General features: G+C 64.9%; 12 protein-coding genes. 8 read left to right on the top strand and 4 right to left on the bottom strand.

Annotation, left to right across the window (positions count from 1 at the left end; translation table 11 throughout):
• Positions 1 to 176 precede the first annotated feature (176 nt).
• Positions 177 to 458 (bottom strand): hypothetical protein, encoded by a 282-nt coding sequence (locus ACVOKO_RS12355; RefSeq protein WP_346499204.1) that lies wholly within the window; start codon positions 456 to 458, stop codon positions 177 to 179.
• Positions 459 to 633: 175 nt separating this feature from the next.
• Here ACVOKO_RS12355 and ACVOKO_RS12350 point away from each other — a divergent pair, with 175 nt between their 5' ends.
• From ACVOKO_RS12350 to bioD, 3 genes are read left to right on the top strand one after another with little or no spacing between them, the layout of a single operon-like run.
• The gene (locus ACVOKO_RS12350) at positions 634 to 1,212 is read left to right on the top strand and encodes a M23 family metallopeptidase (RefSeq protein WP_430980769.1); all 579 of its coding nucleotides are present in this window, start codon (positions 634 to 636) and stop codon (positions 1,210 to 1,212) included.
• A 49-nt stretch (positions 1,213 to 1,261) separates the two neighbouring features.
• Complete coding sequence (bioA, locus tag ACVOKO_RS12345; protein ID WP_346499202.1) at positions 1,262 to 2,554, top strand: adenosylmethionine--8-amino-7-oxononanoate transaminase; 1,293 nt, start codon at positions 1,262 to 1,264, stop codon at positions 2,552 to 2,554.
• Entirely contained in the window at positions 2,551 to 3,201 is a 651-nt protein-coding gene (bioD, locus tag ACVOKO_RS12340; RefSeq protein ID WP_346499201.1) for a dethiobiotin synthase, read from the top strand. The genes bioA and bioD overlap by 4 nt, the downstream gene beginning before the upstream one ends.
• 169 nt (positions 3,202 to 3,370) lie before the next feature.
• Here the strand turns inward: bioD and ACVOKO_RS12335 are convergent, their stop codons facing one another.
• On the bottom strand, positions 3,371 to 5,776 hold the full coding sequence (locus ACVOKO_RS12335; RefSeq protein ID WP_346499200.1) for a membrane-bound PQQ-dependent dehydrogenase, glucose/quinate/shikimate family: 2,406 nt from the start codon (positions 5,774 to 5,776) through the stop codon (positions 3,371 to 3,373).
• Positions 5,777 to 5,894: 118 nt separating this feature from the next.
• Between ACVOKO_RS12335 and ACVOKO_RS12330 the strand changes: the two genes are divergently transcribed.
• The 3 genes from ACVOKO_RS12330 to ACVOKO_RS12320 all read left to right on the top strand — a co-directional run bounded on the left by ACVOKO_RS12330 (position 5,895) and on the right by ACVOKO_RS12320 (position 8,440).
• Entirely contained in the window at positions 5,895 to 6,971 is a 1,077-nt protein-coding gene (locus tag ACVOKO_RS12330; RefSeq protein ID WP_346499199.1) for an SPFH domain-containing protein, read from the top strand.
• Positions 6,971 to 8,170 carry a TFIIB-type zinc ribbon-containing protein gene (locus tag ACVOKO_RS12325; protein WP_346499198.1) on the top strand — a complete coding sequence of 400 codons (1,200 nt, stop codon included), beginning with the start codon at positions 6,971 to 6,973 and terminating at the stop codon, positions 8,168 to 8,170. Before ACVOKO_RS12330 ends, ACVOKO_RS12325 begins: the two co-directional genes overlap by 1 nt.
• A 129-nt stretch (positions 8,171 to 8,299) precedes the next feature.
• Positions 8,300 to 8,440: a hypothetical protein gene (locus ACVOKO_RS12320; RefSeq protein ID WP_346499197.1), complete on the top strand. Its 141-nt coding sequence runs from the start codon at positions 8,300 to 8,302 to the stop codon at positions 8,438 to 8,440.
• A gap of 79 nt (positions 8,441 to 8,519) precedes the next feature.
• Here the strand turns inward: ACVOKO_RS12320 and ACVOKO_RS12315 are convergent, their stop codons facing one another.
• Positions 8,520 to 8,879, bottom strand: coding sequence for a DUF1428 domain-containing protein (locus tag ACVOKO_RS12315; protein WP_346499196.1), 360 nt, complete (start codon positions 8,877 to 8,879; stop codon positions 8,520 to 8,522).
• 705 nt (positions 8,880 to 9,584) lie between these two features.
• On the opposite strand from ACVOKO_RS12315, the gene ACVOKO_RS12310 reads away from it, so the two are divergent.
• Positions 9,585 to 10,601, top strand: coding sequence for a hypothetical protein (locus ACVOKO_RS12310; RefSeq protein ID WP_346499195.1), 1,017 nt, complete (start codon positions 9,585 to 9,587; stop codon positions 10,599 to 10,601).
• A 376-nt stretch (positions 10,602 to 10,977) separates the two neighbouring features.
• On the opposite strand, the gene ACVOKO_RS12305 is transcribed toward ACVOKO_RS12310, so the two are convergent.
• Complete coding sequence (locus ACVOKO_RS12305; RefSeq protein WP_303749072.1) at positions 10,978 to 11,622, bottom strand: histidine phosphatase family protein; 645 nt, start codon at positions 11,620 to 11,622, stop codon at positions 10,978 to 10,980.
• 300 nt (positions 11,623 to 11,922) lie between these two features.
• Here ACVOKO_RS12305 and ACVOKO_RS12300 point away from each other — a divergent pair, with 300 nt between their 5' ends.
• Positions 11,923 to 12,795: a type II toxin-antitoxin system RelE/ParE family toxin gene (locus ACVOKO_RS12300; RefSeq protein WP_346499194.1), complete on the top strand. Its 873-nt coding sequence runs from the start codon at positions 11,923 to 11,925 to the stop codon at positions 12,793 to 12,795.
• Positions 12,796 to 12,912: the final 117 nt, after the last annotated feature.

The following is a 12,912-nucleotide window of genomic DNA, read 5'->3' as shown; positions in this document are numbered from 1 at the left end:
CCCCACCTTTTGTAGGAGCGGCATAAGCCGCGAAGCTGGCGTCAATGATTGGCCAAATTGCCTGCGATCTGAAGATGCACGAGCTTCGCGACTGACGTCGCTCCTACAACGGTGCATTGCCCCGCCTTTTGTGGGAGCGGCATAAGCCGCGAAGCTCGCAGCATTGAGCTACCCCATCAACCACGATCCGACAGTGCATGAGCACCACCATTCACACCGCTGCCACATTGCAGCCTGCCGCCAGCGAAACTCAGCATTAGCTGGACGACCGCGATGAGCGCGATGATCATTGATGCTTCACCGCTACTCGCCAGGAAGGCCATCAGCAATGCTATGAGCCCCAGGATTGAAATGGCATCGAAAAGCAATCGACTGAAGCACCATGCACAAGTCAATAGCAGCAGATACATCGCTGCGGGAATCGCCGGTGTACGGGTGATGAAGTAGAGAATGTCCACGTGCGGGATGCATGTGCGATGGGTTCGGAGGTGCACAATCTAGCTGCGTTGCGTGTGCGCTATATGCGCCCAATGTGAAGCGAATTTGAAGTGCTAACCGCCGAATTCCGGTAATGAAAATGTTGTGGAAATTCGCCACAACCACCTGCTAGCTTTTGGCATCCAGCAGACCTTCATCAGGTGCACTTTGACTTCTTCCCCACGCATCACGCCATTACGCGCGACAGGCTTGCTCCTATTGCTGGTAGTACTGTCATTGGCCGGCAACTGGCTATGGCAGCAGCCCTTCAGCGTGGTCGCCCGCGAAAGCTGGAAGCTCTCCCGCCTGCCGGCGCCAACGGCCATTGCCGTGCCGGTGCAGGGCATCAAACCGCGCCAGATCGCCGATACCTTCGGCGCGCCACGCGGCCGTGATCGCAAGCATCATGGCGTCGATATCTTCGCCAAGCGTGGTACGCCGGTGCTCGCAGCTACCGATGGCGTGGCGGCGGCGGTGCGCGACAGTGGTCTGGGTGGGCGCCAGGTATGGGTGATCGGGCCGGCCGGGCAACGGCATTACTACGCGCATCTGCAGGACTGGGTGCCGGGGCTGGCCTACGGGCGCATCGTGCAGGCGGGCGATGTGCTGGGCTTTGTCGGTGACAGCGGCAATGCGCGCGGCACACCGCCGCACCTGCATTACGGCATCTACGCTGGCGACGGCCCGTTCGACCCGCTGCCGCTGATGCATGCAGGCCAGCCGCGCAAGCGGTAAGGTACGCCCCCTGCAAGCCGCGCTGCCGTGGCGTGATATGTACCCGACAATGCTGATTGATCAATTCGACCGTGACCACCTGTGGCACCCCTATAGCGCCCTCGGCAGCCCGGTGCCGGTGCTGAAGGTAGCGCGCGCCGACGGCGTGCTGCTGCAGCTGGACGACGGCACCCAGCTGATCGATGGCATGGCCTCATGGTGGTGCGCCATTCATGGTTACAACCACCCGCAGCTGAACCAGGCTGTGGTCGAGCAGCTTGGGCGCATGTCGCACGTGATGTTTGGTGGGCTCACCCACGAGCCGGCCATCGCCCTGGGCAAGCAGCTGCTGCAGATCGTGCCCAAGGGGCTGGATGCGATCTTCTACGCCGACTCTGGTTCGGTGTCGGTGGAAGTGGCGTTGAAGATGGCGGTGCAGTACCAGGTGGCGCGCGGCAAACCCGGTAAAAGCAATATCGCCACCACCCGCTCGGGCTATCACGGCGATACCTGGAACGCGATGTCGGTCTGCGATCCGGTCACCGGCATGCATGGTCTGTTCGGCGCGTCGCTGCCGTCGCGTTGTTTTGTTCCCGCCCCGCAGACCCGCTTCGGCGACGACTGGGACCCTGCCGACATCGCACCGGTCGCGCAGCTGTTTGCCGAACGTGCCGATCAGCTGGCTGCCTTCATCATCGAACCGGTGGTACAGGGCGCCGGTGGCATGCGTTTCTATCACCCGCAGTATCTGCGTGAGCTGGTGGCACTGTGCCGCACGCACGACGTTTTGCTGATCTGTGACGAGATCGCTACCGGCTTCGGTCGCAGCGGCCGCCTGTTCGGTTGCGAGCACGCCGGCATCAGCCCGGACATCCTGTGCATCGGCAAGGCGTTGACCGGCGGCTACATGACCCTGGCTGCCACGCTGTGCACGCGCGAGGTGGCCGATGTGATCGCCAGCGCCGCACCGGGCGTGTTCATGCACGGCCCGACCTTCATGGCCAACCCGCTGGCCTGTGCGGTGGCATTGGCGTCGGTACAGCTGCTGTTGGCGCAGGATTGGCAGGGCAGGGTAGCGGCGATTGAAGGCCAGCTTGAACAGGGCCTGGCGCCCGCACGCGTGCTGCCGCAGGTTGCCGATGTACGTGTGCTCGGTGCGATCGGCGTGATCGAATTGAAGGCTGGCCTGCGGCTGGAACGCATCCAGCAGCGGATGTTGGAACACGGTATCTGGATCCGGCCATTCGGCCGACTGGTCTATGTGATGCCGCCATTTGTGATCGACGATGCGCAGCTGCAACAGCTGTGCGCAGGCATGGTTGCGCTCGTGGCCAGCCTGCAGGACGAGGATATGCGCGCATGAGTGGCAGGATCGTATTTGTCAGTGGCATCGATACCGAGATCGGCAAGACCGTGGTCACCGGTTGGCTGGCCCAGCAATGGGCGGCACGGGGTGAAAACGTGATCACCCAGAAGCTGGTGCAGACCGGTTGCGTGGGTGCCTCCGACGACATCCTGCTGCACCGGCGGATCATGGGCACGGGTTTGTTCGACGAGGACCGCGATGGCACCACCATGCCGGCGTTGTTCGCCTACCCGGCATCGCCGCATCTGTCGGCGCGGCTGGAGCAGCGACCGCTGGATCTTGCCGCGATCGAAGCGGGCACCGCGCGCTTATGCGAACGCTACGAGACCGTGTTGATCGAAGGTGCCGGAGGTTTGATGGTGCCGTTGACCGAGCAGTTGCTGACGATTGATTACGTGGCCGAAAAGGGATGGCCGGTGCTGCTGGTCACCTCCGGGCGACTGGGCAGCATCAATCACACCCTGCTGTCGCTGGAGGCGCTCGCCGCGCGTGGCATCGCCCTGCATGGCGTGGCCTGGAACAGCCGCGATGACAGCACTGACGAGCTGATCGCAGCCGACAGCCGCGGCTTCATCCGCGACTGGGTGATGAAACGGTTCCCGGATGCTGCCTGGTACGACGTGCCACGGATTGATCTGGGCTGATTGAGTTCCTGGCGAAACGCACCCCTCCCCAACCCTCCCCTACGCGTTGCGCAAGGGAGGGGGCGGATCGTGCGGTGCTGAAGCTGTTGCTTGTGCTCCCTCCCTTTGCCGAAGGCAAGGGGAGGGTTGGGGAGGGGTGCTTCTGCCCCTGCTTCAGCCATTAAAGACCTCACTTCTTCAACTTGTACGCCAGCACATAATCGCCAGCCTTGGTGCCGGTCGAGCCGTGCCCGCCAGCTACCAGCAGCACCATCTGCTCGCCCTGGCTGTTGAGGTAGGTCATCGGCGTTGCCTGTCCGCCGGCAGGAATGCGCACATCCCACAGCACCTTGCCGGTGGCCAGATCGTAGGCGCGGAAGTTGTCGTCTGTGGCCGCGCTCATGAAGGCCACGCCGGTGGAGGTCAGCATCGGTCCGCCGATACCGGGCACACCAATGCGGATCGGCAACGGGATCGGTGACAGGTCGCGGATGGTGCCATTGCGGTGCTGGTAGGCGATCTTGCCGGTGCGCAGGTCGGCGGCGGCGATCGTGCCCCACGGTGGCACATGGCAGGGCACACCGATCGGTGACATGAAAGGCGTCATCTCCACCGCGTAGTCAGCGCCCTTGTTCTCGTTGAGGCCGTGCTCGCCCTTGTTCATCGCGCGCCCGCCGGTCTCGTTCTTGGGCACCAGCCTGGACACGAAGGCCAGGTAGGTCGGCATGCCGAACATCACCTGCCGTTGCGGGTCCACCGCCACGCTGCCCCAGTTGAAGGTGCCGAAGTTGCCCGGGTAGATGAGACTGCCCTGCAGTGTTGGTGGGGTATAGCGGCCGTCATAGCGCAGCTGCCGGAACTGGATGCGGCACAGCATCTGGTCGATCAGGCTTGCGCCCCACATGTCGGCCTCGCGCAGTGGCTTGGGTTCAAAGCTCAACGCGGAGGAGGGTTGGGTGGGGGCGGCGTGCTGGCCGGGGATGTCCACGTGCTGGGGCGCCGTGCGCTCGCTGATCGGCAGCAGTGGCTTGCCGTCGCGGCGGTCCAGCACATAGATGTCGCCCTGCTTGGTCGGCTGCACCAGCGCCGGTACGCGGCCCTGCGGCAGGTCCAGGTCGAGCAGTACCGGTTGCGCCGGGGTGTCCATGTCCCACAGGTCGTGATGCACGAACTGCTGCACCCAGCGCACCTGGCCGCTGCCGATATCCAGCGCCACCACCGATGAGGCATAGGTTTCCTCGGCCGGGCTGCGGTACATGCCGAGCTGGTCGGGGGTGCGGTTGCCCATCGGGAAGTAGGCCAGGCCCAGTGCTTCGTCGGCACTGGCCACCGACCAGCTGTTCGGCGAGCTGGGCGTGTAGACCTGGTTGGGATTGTTCGGGTCCAGCGGCGCGGTCTGGGTGGGGTTGCCGGAGTCCCAGTTCCACAGCAGCTGGCCGCTGTGCACGTCATAGGCGCGGATCACGCCCGAGGGCGAGTTGATCGCATAGTCGTCATTGACCGCGCCAGCGACGATGACCTTGCCGCCGGCCACCAGCGGCGGCGAGGTGGAGTAGTAATAACCGGCCTGCTTGAACGGCATGTTGTGCAGCAGGTCGAGCACGCCGTTGTTGCCGAAATCCGTGCAGTGCTGGCCGGTCTGCGCATCCAGCGCGTGCAGCTTGGCGTCGGCGCTGGGCAGGAACACGCGGCTGCTGCAGGCCTGGCCCGCTGCGGGCACGGCCGCCGGTGCAGGCGCGGCGGCTGTGGAAGCGGTCGCCGCCGTGCTGGCGGGCGTTGTTGCGGCGGCGGGGGTGGGCTCGGTGTAGTACGAGAGCCCGCGGCAGGTCTGGTGCTGGCGCTGTGGCTCCATGCCGGCGGCGGGGTCGAACTTCCACAGCACCTTGCCGGTATCGGCATCCAGCGCGAAGGCCAGGCTGTGCGGCGTGCACAGGTAGAGCGTGTTGCCGATCTTCAGTGGGGTGACCTCGTAGGTGGTCTCACCCACGTCCTGCGGCAGGCGCACGTCGCCGGTCTGCATCTGCCAGGCCAGCTGCAGCTGGCCGACATTGGCCGGGGTGATCTGCGCCAGCGGCGAGTAGCGCTGGCCGTAGCCGCTGCGCCCGTAGGCCTGCCATTCGCCGTCCGGCTGCGGGCTGTCGCCCAGCGCCGGGTTGGCGTTGACGATGTCCATCGGCAGGGTTCCGTCGATCTCGTGCAGGTGACGCGGGATGCCCGCCAAGGCAACCGCCGCCACCGCCAGCGAGACCAGCAGCACCGGCCAACCGGCCGGGCCGGTATAGCCGCGCGGGCTGGAGCGGCGCGCGGCCGGCAAGGCCATCAGCAGGCCCAGCAGCACCGGCACGCCCAGGCGGGTGGCCAGCGGCCACCAGTACAGGCCCGCTTCCCACAGTGACCAGGCCAGCAGCACCAGCAGCCAACCGGCGTACAGCCAGGTAGGCCAGCGCCGGTGGCGCCACAGGCCCCAGGCAACCATCAGCAGCAGCAGGCCGCTGAGCAGGTAGAACGGGCTGCCGTGCAGGGCTAGCAGCCAGCTGCCACCTACGGCCAGGGCCAGCCCGAACAGGCTCGTCAACAACAGGGTCAGAAAACGCATGGCGTCCCCCAGGTACAAAAGATGTACCTATGCTGCGCGCAGTCATGTCTGCATGGCGTCACGCGCGTTGTTAACAATCCGGCCGTAGAATCACGGTCTTGTCGACTGGGGATTGAGCATGAGCATTCTGGACTTCATCAAGAAGGAACTGATCGAGATCATCGAGTGGACCGATGACTCGCGGGATACGCTGTCCTACCGTTGGCCCGACGAGGACCGCCAGATCAAGAATGGCGCGCAGCTGATCGTGCGCGAGTCGCAGATGGTGCAGTTCGTCGCCGCCGGCCAGTACGCCGATCTGTTCGGCCCGGGCAAGCACACGCTGAGCACCCAGAACATCCCGGTGCTGTCCACCATCCTGGGCTGGAAGTACGGCTTTGAATCGCCGTTCAAGTGCGATGTCTATTACCTCAATACGCGCCTGTTCACCGGCAACAAATGGGGCACGTCCAACCCGGTGATGATGCGTGATGCTGATTTCGGCGTGGTCCGCCTGCGCGCGTTCGGCACCTACGATTTCCGCATCGTCGACCCGCCCAGGTTCCTCAAGGAAGTGGCCGGTACCGACCAGAATTTCCGTCTGGACGAGTTCGCCGACACCATGCGTTCGCGCATCGTCAGCGTGTTCACCGAGGCGCTGGCCAAGGCCGGCGTGCCGGCGCTGGACGTGGCTTCGCGTTACTCCGAGTTGGGCGAGGCGCTGCTGCCGATCATCAACCCGGCCATGACCAGCAAGTACGGCATCGAGATCACCAGCTTCATCCTGGAGAACGTGTCGGTACCGCCGGAAGTGGAGCAGGCCATCGACAAGCGTTCCAGCATGGGCGTGATCGGCAACCTCAACGACTACGTCAAATACCAGATGGGCCACGGCATGGGCGAGGGCGGCGAAGGTGCTGCTGCTGCCGCAGTGCCGGCACAGATGGCGATGGGCTTTGGCATGGCCCAGGAAATGATGCGCAACATGCAGACCGGAGCGCCGGTGGTGCCGGGTGCTGCGGTACCGCCGCCGTTGCCTGCTGCCGGTGATGCTGTCGCGCTGGACGTGCTCACCCCCGAACAGGCCGCGCAGGCCTTGTCGGTATCGGTCGAGGACGTGATGGCGTCAATTGCCGCCGGTGACCTGAAGGCACGCAAGATCGGCAATGCCACCCGTATTGCCCGTTCCGCACTTGAAGAGTTCCTGCGCGGCTGATGAACAACGCAACAGTTGGCAAACATCCCTGCCCGGAATGCGGCGGGGATCTGCAATGGAATGCCGCCAAGCAAGCCTTGGCCTGTCCCTACTGCGGCACCATCGTGCCGCTGTCGGAGGCGGCCGCAGGCGTGGGCGATGGCAGTGGTGGTGTGGTCGAGCAGGATCTGCTGGCCGCCTTGAAGCGGTTGCAGGACGAGGCGGCGCTGCCGCCTCCGTTGCCGCCGAAGCCGCAGGGCGGCGTGGTCGGCATGCTGCAGAGCATGGCCGCCACCCCGGCCGAGCAACGCGGCTACGGCGCGCAGCCGCGCGAGGTGCAATGCCAGAGCTGCCATGCAATCTCGGTGTTCGTCGATGGCAAGGTGGCCGACCGCTGCGAGTTCTGCGGTTCGCCATCGATCATCGATCACGAGTCGCTGGGCGATGCGATCACCCCGCAGAGCGTGCTGCCGTTCAAGATCAGCGACGGCCAGGTACGCGACATCATCCGCAAGTGGTATGGCACGCGCTGGTTTGCGCCGAGCAAGCTCAAGCGCGCTGCGCTGACCGATACGCTCAAGGGCATGTACCTGCCGTACTGGACGTTCGATGCGCAGGTTGCCGCGCGCTGGACTGCCGAGGCCGGGCACTACTACTACGTCAGCGTCAGCTACCGCGATTCCAAGGGCAACAGCCAGACCCGGCAGGAACGGCGGATACGCTGGGAGCCTGCATCCGGTTCGCTGCAGCACTTCTTCGACGATGAGCTGGTGCCGGGAACGGTAGGTGTGCATCCGGAACTGTTGGACAAGATCGGCCGGTTCCCGACCACCAGCGATTTGAAGCCGTACTCGCCAGAGTTCGTGCGCGGCTGGACGGTGGAGCGTTACCAGGTGGATCTGCGCCAGGCCGCGCAGCTTGGTGAGGAGCAGATGCAGGCGCAGACCCGCTACCTGTGTTCCGAACAGGTGCCCGGTGATACCCAGCGCAACCTGCAGGTGCAGGCCACTTACAGCAAGCGCACTTTCAAGCACATCCTGGTGCCGGTGTGGCTGGTCAGTTACACCTATGGTTCGCGCAGCTTCCAGATATTGGCCAATGGCTATACCGGTGCACTGGCCGGTGAGCGCCCCTACAGCGCATGGAAGATTTTCTTCGCGGTGCTGGGCGCAGTGTTGGTACTGCTGCTTATGTTGTTGGTGCTGGGCGGCGGGCGCTGACAAGGCGAAGTTATCTGCCCGATGCGGTGCCGCGCCGCATCGGGTTCAGCTTCAGCGCTTGAAATGCAGGCTTTCAACGCCATATAGGGACGTTGGAATGCAACAAGAGGGAGGCTTATGGAAGCCAACATGGCTGGACGCGTCCAGTGCAACAAGTGCAAGGCGGTCTACGCACCGGTGATCAAAGTGCTGGAACGGGTATGCCCCGAATGCCTTTCGATGAAAACGGTAGTGCTGCAGGCGCCGCAGATGGCGCGCAGCAACGGCTGAGCGCAGCCACAACAGATACGACAAGGCCAGGCAGCGTCCTGGCCTTTTCATTGCCCGCGCCACGCGCCGGGCTGCGCGCTTACTCGCCCAGATGCACCACCGGCAGGAACCCACCGTAGACCAGGCGCTTGCCATCGAAGGGCATGGGATTGGTGGCCGGGTCCATGCGCGGGTCTTCCATCATCCGGCGCATGCCAGCATCGCGGGTGGCCTTGTCCGGCCACTCTATCCACGAAAACACCACCGCCTCATCATCCTTGGCCTGCACGGCGCGGTAGAAGTCGGTCAGCGTTCCATGTGGCACGTCATCGGACCAGCACTCGGTGACGCGCAGCGCGCCGAACTCGATGAACAGCGCATCGGCGGTGTGTGCGTGCTGGATGAACTTGGCCTTGTTGGCCAGTGGCACGGCGGCCAGAAAACCATCGACGTAAGACATGGCAGACCTCGCGGGAGTGGGCGGCAGTAGAGGCCGTCTTCAGTGGAAACGGCGGGAACGGGCACCTGTGATTGTGCGCCAGGCAATGTTGCGGCTGTGCAAAAGCCGCTGCGTGCGGACTGCAGGGCGGGGCGCGGAGGCGGCGGTTATGGGGTATGGCGCACAGATGGCAGGCGCGCCGGCGCGAGCTGGGTGACGATGCTTGCTGAATTGATTTTCATCAGGGTTGTGCTGCGGGCGGATGCCGACAATGGCCTCATTCGGGAAAGGCCCAAGGATATGAACACGCTTGCGAAGCCTGCTGTACGGGGTGCCGGGCCGGGTAGTCCGTCGGATGAGTCCCAAAAACAGCTGCGGGCGGTAGCCGTAGCGCCAGCGCATATGGCAAAAATCGACGGGATGACAAACATTCGTTCAATGAATGCCGGTTGCCGCCGCTATCGGGGGATGCCGCGTTCAACAATGGCAGCGCCATGTTGCTTCGGAACGGCATCCCTGCTCAAACCGGTCCCGCCATCGGCGCTGCAGGCGCAGCCGCCGTAAGCCTGTGATGGGCGTGCAGGAGGCGCTGGAGTGTCATTGCTTCACCACCGCCCCCGCCCCGGAGAGTTCAGGCAGGGCGGCTGCTTGGCCGAGCGACAGAGTTCAAGAACACACGCGATTGACCGCATACCGTCAGCTTAGGCTGGCATCAGGAGAGTTGTGATGCAGTTTGTTTCCCGTAATGCACTGGCCACCGCGCTGGCCGCGCTGTGTCTGCCGGGTTTGGCCTGGGCACAGGACGCCACGCCGGCCACCAAGGTATCGGCGCAGATTTTCGTCAATGCCAGCCAGCTCGACCGTGATGGCGTGGTCAGCGCTGATGAAGGTCTGGCGATGGACCTGAAGCGCACTTTCATCACCGTGGATCATCGCTTCAACCAGCAGTGGTCGGCGCAGGTCACCACCGATGTGCAGTGGCTGCGCAATAGCGACCCAACCGATGTATGGCTGCGTCACGCCTACCTGCAGCGCAGTTTCGGCAAGGGCACCTGGCTGCGCTTCGGCAATGCGCCGACGCCGTGGATCCAGCAGGAATCGGCGCGGGATGGCTACCGTTATGTTGACGGTGCGCTGATCACCCGCACCAAGATGGGCGTTGCAGCGGATTACGGCGTGCATGGCCAATACACCCATGGCGACTTCACCTATGCCGCCTCGGTGATCACCGGTGGTGGCTACCAGAAGCCGCGTCTGGGCAATCGCCCGGACATCGAGGCGCGGGTTGGTTGGGCGCCGGCCAAAGGCGTTGAGCTCGCGCTGGGCGGCTATCGCGGGACCCGTGCATTGGATGCCGGCGACCGGCCGCGTGAGCACACCGCGCAGCGCTGGAACGCGATGGCCAGCTGGGTAGGCGAGCGTGGCCGGATTGGCGCGCAGTATTTCCAGGCGGAGGATTGGACCCGTGTGGTCAAGCCGGGCAGCGACGATCAGCGCGGCTGGTCGGTGTGGGGCAGCTACCAGCTGAGTCCGCAGTACGCGGTGTTCACCCGGCACGAGGACAGCCGCATGAGTCTGGACATCGACCCGCGCAACAAGGAGAGGTACCACCTGGTTGGCGTGGAATGGAAGCCGAACAAGAACCTGCGGCTGGCGGCAGTGGGCAAGCAGGTGGTGCAGGAGACCGCAACGGCGCGCAAGGAAAGCCACGAAGCCGGTGTGTGGGCGCAGATCGCGTTCTGATCGTCTTGCAGCAATAGCGGCAAGGCGGCTAGCTGCTTTGCTCCTCCCCTTTGGCCAAGCCAAGGGGGAGGTTGGGAGGGGGTTGGCTTTTGCTTGGAGCTTTGCGTTTGCTGTCCAAAGCACCCCTCCCCAGCCCGCCCGGCCCGAAGGCACAGCCTTCGGTCGTTCATCAGGCCGCGCGCCAGTGGCGCGCAAGCAGGCCTTCTTCACCCCCTTCGCTGCGCGAAAGGGAGGGGGCGTAGTGCCGAGCCATGCTCGGCAGAGGCGTCACCGGCAATGCCAAATGTAGTGCCGAGCCATGCTCGGCAGGAGCTTCACCGGTAGAGCCTCAGCCGAGCATGGCTCGGCACTACCCGAAGCGGGCTACGTGGTCCGATTACAGCGCGCGGTGCTTGGCTTCGCCGAAGAACGGGGTGTGGTGGGCGCAGTCGTTCAATCGCACCACTTCCAGATGCTCCACGTCCGGGCCTTCGAGCAGGTTCAGCGTGGTCGGGGCCTGGCGGAAGCTCCACAGCTTGGAGATCGGCAAACCCAGGATGCGGCACAGAATCACCCGGTTGACCGCGTCATGCGCGACCACCAGCAAGGTGTCGTCTTCGCCCAGCCCTTCGGCGGCAGCGGTCAGGCCGCGCCAGCTGCGGTCCAGCACCTGTCGCAGCGATTCGCCGCCGGGCATCAGCACGGTGTCGGGTTCCTCGCGCCAGGCGCGCAGGCGTGCGGGGTCCTTTTCATCGATCTCGCTGGCAAGCAGACCTTCCCATTCGCCGTGGGCGATTTCCTGCAGGTCCGGCTCGGTCAGCAGCATGCTTTCCCGTGCGCTGCCCAGCGCGGCCTTGGCGGTGGCCTGCGCCCGGCTCAGCGGCGAGGCCACGGCGCGGGTGATCTGCACATCGGCCAGCCGCTCGCCCAAGGCCTTGGCCTGGGCCTCACCTACCGGTGAGAGGGGAATGTCGATCTGGCCCTGATAGCGGCCTTCGGCGTTCCACGGCGTTTCGCCGTGGCGGGCAAGCAGGATGCGCATGCAGCTGTTTCCATTGTTGTGTGGGGCCCGCCAGATAGACGCGACGGGAGGCGCATCATAGCCCGGCCACAGGCCGAAGCCGCCCACGGTTACCTTCGATACAGATGTCGCAGCGCGATGGCGCAACTGTGCCCATGGTTTGTCACCCTTGCCCGCCCCACTTCAATCGCGGAGGGCAACCGGCCGCAACACTGATGGCACGGTTGTGTGCCCGGCGCAGGCGTTACCATGCCGGTTCCCTATCGGTGGCTCGGCGTGACGTCCGCACGAGGGCAGCAACTTCCAGTCCCCTGACGCGGCATGACCAGCACCTCCACCTCCCCGACGCGGTTCACTCTCAAGCTCTGGCATGAACGTCGCGACCGCTGGGCCGCGGCGCTGATCACCGTGCTGCTGCACCTGCTGATGCTGCTGCTCCTGCTGCACTCCAATCCGCCGGTGGTGGCCTCACCGCAGGGATCCTCGGGGGGCGGCCGGGTCAAGGTCGATTTCCTCGGCGAGTCACCGCCGTCCACGCAGCCAAGCAAGGTGCCGCCGCAGGACAAGCCCAACAAGCCCACCCGCGCGCAACCCAAGCCCACCACCCAGCGGCGCAGCGAGGAGCGCAAACCGGTACCGGAGGCGCGCTACATCGAGCCGCCCAGCGAACCGGAGCAGGAGCAAGCCCCAACCCAGGCGCAGGAGCAGGCCCCGGCCGCACCGCCACCGGCAGCCAGCCCGTCGGAAACCGTGCCGCGCCGGCCACAGACCTGGACCGGGCGTCCGCCCGGTTCACTGGAGCGGACCACCGCTCAGGACGATTACGGGCGTACGGCAGGCCAGGGCAATGACAGTGGCCGCCGTGTCGACCGCAGCGCGGGTGAGCCGGCGATGGAAGTCGGCGGCTACCAGATCATCTATGACCTGCTCAGCGAGGAAAAGCTGCGCGCCTGGATGGACGGGGCCAAGGAAGTCGATGGCAAGAAGGAGCTGTCGATTCCGCTGCCCGGCACCACCTACCTGATGGTCTGCCCGGCCGAAGTCGCGCTGCGCCGCGGCTCCAGCAAGTGCCGCATGCTGCAGGCCGGCTCGCCGGAGTTGCAGGACATAGGTGATGCCCGCCAGTTCGTCATCGTGATGTACGTGTACCGCTATGGCGAACTGCTGTGGCGCGGGCCGGGGCCGTACCGCTGAGGCAGGAATTTACCCCTCCCCAGCCCTCCCCTTGCCTGCGGCAAAGGGAGGGGGCAAGCGGTAGTGCCGAGCCCAGCACGGGCGAAACGTTACCCGTAGGGGCGCCCCCAGGGGAGG

This window comes from Stenotrophomonas sp. STEN240 (assembly GCF_056756175.1).
This window is presented reverse-complemented; position numbering and strand designations above follow the sequence as displayed.